Source organism: Butyrivibrio sp. YAB3001, assembly GCF_900112195.1.
In the GTDB taxonomy this organism is placed as follows: Bacteria; Bacillota; Clostridia; order Lachnospirales; family Lachnospiraceae; genus Butyrivibrio.
Genome location: NZ_FOKR01000020.1, coordinates 61,336 through 70,062, shown reverse-complemented (window position 1 = coordinate 70,062; position 8,727 = coordinate 61,336). Strand labels below are relative to the sequence as shown.

The following is an 8,727-nucleotide window of genomic DNA, read 5'->3' as shown; positions in this document are numbered from 1 at the left end:
AAGCAATCCACACCAATGGATTGAACCAATACACTGCAAGAAGTAAAAATCCCAGCTGCTTTCTAATGTGATCAAGCCTTTTAATATGTGAATTCTCATGCGCAAGAACATTTTTTACAGTATTTTCATCAAGGCCTGAAGGGATATAAATAGTTGGTTTGAAAATTCCAAGTATAAATGGTGTACTTATCTCATCACATTCAAAGACATTATCATATGAGTTCAGTTTAATGGATGTTCTTATCTTCTTCCTTATTGAGACATAACTGAACACTGCATACGCAAGCATTACCAGTACACCAAACAGCCATATCATCTGAAGCCGGATCATCATTTCCCTTCGCCCTGTTACAACTTCAGGAATATCATTATTGTTTGGGGTAACAGTAATCGTCTCATTTGGCAGATAATCATGCACAACATCATCTGGTTCATTAGGAGCTACCGCATTCGGAGTATACTCATGAGTAATAATCTCACTGCTAAAGAACTCATTATTGTCCTCAACTACATAAACAATGCTGTCAGATTCATTATTGCCAATAAAGAAAGCCTCTAATCTATTCCCGATATTGGGTAAAAAGCCTATAGATGATTCAACCTGAAATGGAATAATAAGTCGCAGTGCTACAATAGTCCACATTACCCCCATAAGCCATTTGGGCGCCTTCTTAAATACAAATCTGAAAAGGATAGCTATTATGATCAGAATACTTGCAGGCAAGCATAAGCTTAGGAGCGTCAAGAATATGGTATCCATCATTTTCCCTCCTTTGCCTGATCAATCATCTTTTGAATTTCGTCAATGTCTTTTGTTGTTAATTTTTTATTTGTGGTAAATGCTGCAATGAATGCTGGTAAAGACCCCTGAAAAGTATCGTCAACGAACTTTTCACTCTTTGCAGAATAAAACTGCTCTCTAGAAATAATAGATGAGACTATTCCATTGTTATTCTGAATAAGTCCCTTTTCACATAATGTTTTTATTACAGTATATGTGGTTGATTTTTTCCACATAAATCTTGTCTCACAAAGCTTTACCAACTCCCCTGATGGTATAGGTTCATTTTCCCACACAAGCTCTGCAAACTTAAGTTGAATTGCCCCAAGTTCAAGTTCCATACCCTTTTCCTCCTGGTCTAGTTAGACTAAACTACATTTATAGTCTAGTCTAACTAGACCAGAATGTCAAACATATTTTTTCGAATATAAACGACGATGCGCTTTTTCTGTGCCATCCAAAAACCGCCCATTTTACATAAAAAAGCGAATAAATATTCAACTCTTTATTTCCAAATGAGCCTCTTCTTTGGCTACATTAGCCGCATCACATTCTTTCCTGCAACCATTCCCTACCTCTTCGCCAAGCCAAAACATTAGAAAATGTGCTCCTACTATAATCCAATAAGGATAATCTCTTATCACATCAAATATATAATTCACACGAAAGATTCTGTAAAAATGGGTGTCATATGATACTGAAGATATCATAACGGCTACTGCGATCAGAATTGCTGTTGCGAGAGCATACAGCACTCTCATTACTGGCCTGTTATGCGCTAAACTACTCGCGATGAATCCGACAATACAGGTGCAAATGAACCAAAATACAGCAATTAACAGGATTAGCGGATTTACAAAAAAGGCTAATATCATAGATCTGGTAAACCATCCCCGAAGAGCCAATATCAGTAGTAATAAGCCATATATTATTGATGGAATAATGCTTTTATTTACTTTCATTAGCTCAATCCTTTTCTTTGAACTGTATCCTTTGAAATCTGTCGGAATACACGAGCTCTACCGGCTCATGAAGTCCATCATCCATATATTCCTCAGGAGTTCTTAATGTATCTCCATATAATTTGAAATCCCAGATCTTACTTCCTTCGCCCTCCACATACTTGCCGCAAGCATATAATGAGCCGTCTTTTTTCTCCGCAAAGGTAACATATGTATAATCATCATTTCCTTCGGCGGCACTTTCACTCTCAGCATATGGCTTAGCTTTTTCAAATCTGACTTCATCCATCCAAACCATTTTCACATCATCCAATACCTTTACCGGCTCTTCTATGAAATCCTGATTCTTACTGTCATATCCGCAGCTTCCAAAGGTGTTGTTGCCCCAGGTCCACAATGTACCGTCCTCTTTGATGGCAGCCATGCTGAAAGAACCGCAGGTAACATAGATTGCATCATCAAGCATTTTCGTAGGATCCGAGTAGCTGCACCCAATTGTGTCGTCAGGATGCTTTGCAGATGTAGTCCTAATTTGCCCCCACCACCAGACTGAACCATCATCTTTAAGGGCAACGATTCCGCTTTGGCTTGCTCTGGCATATTTAACGTCGGACATAAGCAATACAGGAGTTGCTGCAACAATATCATCATAATAAATCCATTCTTTTCCATACGGATTCTCTAGTCCCATCAATCCATTTTGGTTTGCCCCGGCTCCATATAATTCACCGTTTTCAGTAAGATAAATCACAAAGAAGGCCGCACCATCAACATGGATAACATTCTCTGCCATTTTCTGCGGTGTGCCTTCATAAGATGAGCGATTCCCGATGCCAAGCTGTCCTTCACTGTTATCCCCCACACCCCAAAGTACATTATCATCATCAATATAATAGTGATTATACTCATACTCATTTCGAAAATAGTAGTTTGTTATGTCAAAATCGGTATCATCAAGACGGAGTCCATCCATGTTTTCTACATAGTAAACAGGAAACTCAACGACATCTTCCACAGGTTCTGCAATAACAGCATCATCAGAGGCAATAATGGTAGGAATAAACTTAATAAGCACAGACGCTCCAATAGCAATGCACAGAATGGTAAATACCCAGACTATCCAATTGTTCTTGTCAGCCTCATCAAAATCACTTTCAATAATTTCACTCATATCTTTATCTTCAATACTCATAAGTCACCTTCCATTAGATCTTGTTTCATCAGTGAATCACCGCTGTCTTAGCTATTTTATACCAGTCAGGGCATATCCTCTTGCTTTCTTCTATATAGCCAGCTTGCCATGCCTCAAATTCAGCATTATCCATCCAAATAACCTGACCATCGATGCTGATATCATAGACTTTTCCATCCTTGTCCTTATCTTCTTCATAGGGAAAATCTTTGTTTAGTTCATCATCAAGTTCTCCTGTTTCGTAATCATGAAGGAGCTGATGTGAATTTACAGATGCGATAAAATCATAGCTATTCGTTTCGCTGTTATATTTGTACAAGTCATAAGGCCAAAAATTATCCTCATACACCCCGCCATGAGAATACGCACATTTTACTATTCCGCCTTCAAAGAATTCTGTAGAAAATGTTTCAAACATTTTTTCAAACTCTTTCTTTTCTTCATTATATGAGAAAACCCATTGAGAGATAGTAGACGTATATCCTCCATTGATTGTAATAAGAAGCTCATCTTTTCCATCGCCAGTAACATCACAAACAGCAACTGAATCAGGATAAGATATGTCCTTCTCCCATGCATAATCTTGTTCTTCTCGTCCGTAACAGTACTGACCATTTGGCATATACCCAGTAGACTCAAGTGTTTTCATAACTTGAATAAAAAGATTGTTGACGTCTTCATCTTCAGAGAGCACCGGAAGATAGTATTCAATATCTCTGCCAAGCTCAATATGCTTATTCCATCGCTGATGGTCATCATCAAATTCCGAAGTGATTTCCAGTCCTTCAAAAGGAAGATAATTATCAGAAACAAGTTTACTTGAGTATGGTATCGTTATCCAAACTGAATTTCTATCTACATCATAAGGATTGAGAATAATAGTCACACCAATACTATCCAAATACCATATAAAACCTCTGGAGTACTTATCTTCGACTATACCATCATAATCATAACCAATGTATTCATCTATTTTGCTTAAGGTTGGATAAAAGCTATAATTATACTCCTTTTCCATGAGCAAAAGCTCTCTAACAAGATAGTATCTTAATGCCTCTTTGTCCGGTATCACATCAGAAATCTTGATATTTTCTCCAGTATGGACATTATAGTTGTAAGTTTCATAATATGCAGAAACACTCAACTGCCCCCTATAATCATCCTCAACTGAAAGGATACTTACATACTCAGAATCTACTCTCTGTAAATAATCTGTCCTTTCATGAACAGTCCTCTCAGGATATCCAACAACGCCTATTTCATCAGCATGCTCTATTTGCCATGTTCCATCAATAATTTCCTGTATTTCCTTTTTGAAACCATCTTCATCTTCTTTGATATAAGCTCTTTTTTCATCCGCTACTAGTGCGATTTCTTCAGCTAGTGCCTGAAACTGTTCTTCACTTTTATCTGACAAATATGCAAGAGAAAGATCTTTTTCAAAAGACATTTCTTCTCCATCAACACCACTTCCCGTAATGGTATCCTTATCCTCATACCTAATAAATTCAGGAATACTTACCGGCTCCTTTTTTGCAGCTTGAATCGCTTTAGTTCTTTCGCTACTTATATCTACATTGCTTACTTTTACCAGTGAATAACCAGAATCCATGTTAAATTCGCATGGACTATTAGCAGATAACACAAAATCATCGACAGTTATATGCATGACTATTTCAGATTTAGAAACAATCATTTTCCCAGTATTGCCCCATTCATCCTCAAAAAAGAACCTAGCTCGATTTTCATCAACAGCAATATCATCAAATTGTATTTCTGCCGTTTTTTGAGAACCCGAATCAACATTAACTAACTTTCCGGAAAGATGCTTATCACTAAATTCCTTGCAATAAAATACCATTCCACCGTAATCATAGATTGTTTCTTCACTGACTCCGAATGTAGTCCAAAGGCTTTCGTATGCACCTATAGAATCCGTATCATCAATAACTTCTTCGCTTGAGCTATCAGGAGCAGCTTCTTTATCTGATATTTCGTCCGTAGTAGCCCCCGCTTCTTCTGTTTCATTTATATTTGAATTGGAAAAAGAGCATGCAGAAATAATAAGCATGCCAATAAGAATTGTCCCAACTAATTTCTTTCTCATATAAGTCACTGTTCAGATTCCATTTCCCCAAGTAGAATCTGGATTCTCCTTTTTTCATACTCTTATATTGTAATAGGGAAACAAAATGTAGAAAAGCCATATGGAAGCATTTTTCGCTCCCAAATGGCTCTGTTAATATGCTTTTTCCAGTTCTTTCTAAACAGTTTCTTCTAAAGTTCACTGTCTGCATCATCTTCGTATTTAATCTGCTATAGGCATCTTAACTACACATAATACATCATCTTTTGCAAACCAAATATATACAATAGAGCCACAACAATAATAACGCTCACTAGCAATGTCAAAACCTTATAAACTTTACATTTTTTCCATAGTAACCAATATGCAAGAAACTGAAATATAGTGATCAATGTAAAATAAAGAATCCATTTCAATTCCCACAAAACTATATCTATCATTGATTTATCATTAAAGTCTGTGAAAACCATTCCTACAACTAATATCCAAAGGAACGGCATAAGCATAATAGCCTCATACCCTAACAATGCTAATGCTCTTTTTCCTTTAGTAGCATTTCTCGTTAAAAATGCAATGCAAACAGACAATATGCATAATAAAATTGTTCTATAAAAATCTGAAAAAATAATCTCTGCCATCAAATTATTGATCCCCCAATAATTTGTTATCCTGGAATTCAAAGGTTTTTATCCGGAGATATCGCCGTACAACTCCCGCTGAATTCTTGCTGCCTCCTCGGAAAATGAAATCGTATGCCAATAATCCTTGACAGCAATCTCAATCACCTTAATTGGCTTTACCGGTGTTCTGGAAAGCCATTCCCATTCATCGACAAGTTCAAAGGAATCCGACGACAGAACATATACATAGCCTTTTCCGTTTGGATTAATGGCCCCGTAGCGCAGGTAGCTTTTGATCCCGTCAGAATCAAATGATAATTTTCCCTCAGGACAGTCCGGGTAGAAGCGAAACGGCAGTGCAAAAGGAATTACTTCCTCCATCGTTGCTGCCGCGTAAATCCCCATTTTGGCTTCAGTCTCACATTGTCCGTTCGCCTGTCGCGGCATCAGGATGTCAAATAAATACTGGCTTCCGTGGTATACCACCTTCGGTTTCTCCTTCATAGACAGCCTCCACACTTTGCTTTGATTCTTCGTTCGTTAAAACTGGAATTTAATACTTGCTAACATACTCCAATTATCTGCTTTGGTATTCGTACCATTCTTCATCTATCTTTTTGAATCCAACAGCCTCAAACATTCGCCTACTCTGCTCATTAAAGGAATAGATATTTGCCTTAACAGTATCCATACCCTTTTCTTTAGCAAGATTAAGCATATCTTCAACGCATCGTCTTCCAATGTGCTGATTCTGGTATTCTTTGCACACTACAATAGCGACTTCTGCATTGTCTCTTAACGAAACATCCCCTACCAATGTCCCCTTATATTCTATGTAGTAGCAATCCCCATGAGAGCTTAGATAATCATACATAGCATGTAAAAGATCTAAATCATATGGTTCATCTCTGTTATCTACCTGCTTACATACATCCAAATCCTGATACCAAGGAAGTGAAGCCTCGTCATTCCTGTAATATGGAATCAGTTTTAATTCTTCATCAATGATTCGCTCTGTCATTCTCTCCACATATCCATTCCTGGGCCATCATTGTCATTTGGACGGGCCTTGAAGCCAAGCTTCTCGTAAAACGCCTCTTTTCCTTTTGATGCCACAATAACTATCTTTATACGCCAGCCTTCCTTGAGCTGGTTATCAATATACTTGATACATTCCTGCACCATTTTCTTGCCGATACCCTGCCCCTGATATTCCGGATTTACAATTACATCCGCAAGGTAAGCTATATAACCCTTATCCCAAAATATCCTTGCGCAGCCAACAGTTTTCCCTTCATCCACACAGGAAATAATAAAATCTGAGTTGTCCAATCCAGACTGCGCCTGATCATCGCTGATGAACGGCCAGCCAACAGATGTCCGAAGATCACAGTAATCCTTTACCGATAGATTATTACAATATGTTAGCATTCCAATTCTCCCAACTGATCATTTAATGTTTGGTATTTATTTTGTCACAATTAAAAAGGCTGGTAGTCAAATATATTGCACTACCGTTTTCTTAAACGTTAATTGCCTTCAGCAATTCTTTTTGCGCATCTTCAACATCCTGGATTCTTGTTCTTCCTATTCGGGCAAACTCATCATTAAAGTTTATCTCCGGGAAGAAACCAGCTATCCATTCAAAGTTTGTTGGCGAAGTACCCATACATGCTTTTACAACGGTGTCTATGGCTACAGTCTTAAGCTTCGGCCCATATATATCTGCATCGAGTGTTGAAAGTTCCTCAAAATCTGAGATTTGAGCCAGCTCATCATGCATAAGACTATCCAGTGACAAATGAAGATTCTTTGCAATAGCTATAAGTGTTTCAACTTCAGGATAGCCCTCACTTCGCTCCCATTTTGAAACTGACTGCCTGCTGACACCAAGCATTTCTGCAAGCTCTTCCTGCGAAATATTCTTATCTTTTCTGGCTTTTTGTAATTCATCTGCAAATCCCATAATATCAACACCCTCCACAATGCTTTTGATACATATAGTATTACACAACAACATCTATATTTACCATATATTTCAGGTGCCATATCATGCAACTTCAGGTTGCGCAAAGCAAATTTCTAATATCTTCTGCTCCCAGACTGGCGTTCATCACTCACATCGTATATCTTAATTGCATGTTCTTCGGCATATAGCTGCCTGTAATGGTAAAAAAGATCACGCTGTCTGTAGAGTTTATCGCTATTAACATCGCCATATATTTTGGCAAGCTCAGCAAAGCTCGGGAATGTATTGTAATACTCATCGTCAAGGTTTTCGATCTCAGCAATTATCTCTGATACGCTCATATCCTTATAATGCTCGATGCTATCAGGAGTCAGTGACACAATAAGCAGTCTCTTTGTCTCATCCTCATAGTCCGAAGCAGTAATCCACTCTCGCTCTGTACGATATGTCTTTCTATTCAAAAGAGCTCTTGACTTGTCAGATAGTCTGTCTAAGTCCTTTTCTCTTAATCTCACAGGAGCTAAAGACTTGCCCCTCCCCTCTTCATGTGGGATAAAAACTGATACCTTTTGACATGAGTTCTCATTCAGTATGCTTATAAGCTCATCAACCTGATTTACATTCTCAGAAGTTATAGGTATTCCAGCACTGACTTCAAGCCCAGATTCTGTTGCTGCCCTTATCATTCTGAGCATTCCTTCGAAATCTCTTGGTCGACCGGCAAAGCTATTGTGATACTCCTGCAGTCCATAAAAGGTAAAATTGAGTAGCCTTACGCCTTCGTCTGCAAGCATAGCAGTAAACTCTCGACAAGACTTTTCATCTCTGATCTTCATTCCATCACATTGAAGAAGTTCTGCCTGTGGGCTTCCGATCTCCTTAAGAAACTCTATTGCCTCCTGTAAATGTGGATGCTCCATTGAATAGCCAAATGCATATGTGTATGACAAGTCCGGCCTTAGTTCTTTTGCTTCAGTTATGAATCTTTTACCAAATTCTATCCCCTGCTCCCATGATACCCCAACAGGCTTACCATCCCATGATAATAGGCAGTATCTGCACCTGCAGCCACAAGGAACACAGAGGTTCTGTATCATAATTGATTCTGTTTTCATCT

The 8,727-nt window shown here is 38.2% G+C and carries 11 protein-coding genes; all 11 read right to left on the bottom strand.

Features of this window, described 5'->3' with window-relative positions:
* Positions 1-763 (bottom strand): M56 family metallopeptidase (locus BM086_RS16975; protein ID WP_304528462.1); only part of this gene is annotated, 763 nt, incomplete at its 3' end.
* The gene (locus BM086_RS16970; protein ID WP_092329904.1) at positions 760-1,122 is read right to left on the bottom strand and encodes a BlaI/MecI/CopY family transcriptional regulator; all 363 of its coding nucleotides are present in this window, start codon (positions 1,120-1,122) and stop codon (positions 760-762) included. The genes BM086_RS16975 and BM086_RS16970, both read right to left, overlap by 4 nt.
* A 156-nt stretch (positions 1,123-1,278) precedes the next feature.
* Positions 1,279-1,542 carry a hypothetical protein gene (locus BM086_RS20615; RefSeq protein ID WP_141107773.1) on the bottom strand — a complete coding sequence of 88 codons (264 nt, stop codon included), beginning with the start codon at positions 1,540-1,542 and terminating at the stop codon, positions 1,279-1,281.
* A 205-nt stretch (positions 1,543-1,747) separates the two neighbouring features.
* The gene (locus BM086_RS16960) at positions 1,748-2,935 is read right to left on the bottom strand and encodes an RCC1 domain-containing protein (protein WP_092329890.1); all 1,188 of its coding nucleotides are present in this window, start codon (positions 2,933-2,935) and stop codon (positions 1,748-1,750) included.
* A gap of 28 nt (positions 2,936-2,963) precedes the next feature.
* The gene (locus BM086_RS16955) at positions 2,964-5,042 is read right to left on the bottom strand and encodes a hypothetical protein (protein ID WP_092329889.1); all 2,079 of its coding nucleotides are present in this window, start codon (positions 5,040-5,042) and stop codon (positions 2,964-2,966) included.
* 224 nt (positions 5,043-5,266) lie between these two features.
* Complete coding sequence (locus tag BM086_RS16950; protein ID WP_092329888.1) at positions 5,267-5,659, bottom strand: hypothetical protein; 393 nt, start codon at positions 5,657-5,659, stop codon at positions 5,267-5,269.
* Between the two features lie 48 nt (positions 5,660-5,707).
* A complete protein-coding gene (locus BM086_RS16945) occupies positions 5,708-6,145 on the bottom strand; it encodes a hypothetical protein (RefSeq protein WP_092329887.1) in 438 nt (145 codons plus the stop codon).
* A 73-nt stretch (positions 6,146-6,218) separates the two neighbouring features.
* Positions 6,219-6,662 carry a GNAT family N-acetyltransferase gene (locus BM086_RS16940; RefSeq protein ID WP_092329886.1) on the bottom strand — a complete coding sequence of 148 codons (444 nt, stop codon included), beginning with the start codon at positions 6,660-6,662 and terminating at the stop codon, positions 6,219-6,221.
* Positions 6,659-7,072, bottom strand: coding sequence for a GNAT family N-acetyltransferase (locus BM086_RS16935; RefSeq protein WP_071176469.1), 414 nt, complete (start codon positions 7,070-7,072; stop codon positions 6,659-6,661). The genes BM086_RS16940 and BM086_RS16935 overlap by 4 nt, the downstream gene beginning before the upstream one ends.
* Positions 7,073-7,163: 91 nt before the next feature.
* Positions 7,164-7,607, bottom strand: coding sequence for a helix-turn-helix domain-containing protein (locus BM086_RS16930; RefSeq protein WP_092329885.1), 444 nt, complete (start codon positions 7,605-7,607; stop codon positions 7,164-7,166).
* 116 nt (positions 7,608-7,723) lie between these two features.
* Positions 7,724-8,725 (bottom strand): hypothetical protein, encoded by a 1,002-nt coding sequence (locus tag BM086_RS16925; RefSeq protein ID WP_092329884.1) that lies wholly within the window; start codon positions 8,723-8,725, stop codon positions 7,724-7,726.
* Positions 8,726-8,727 lie beyond the last annotated feature (2 nt).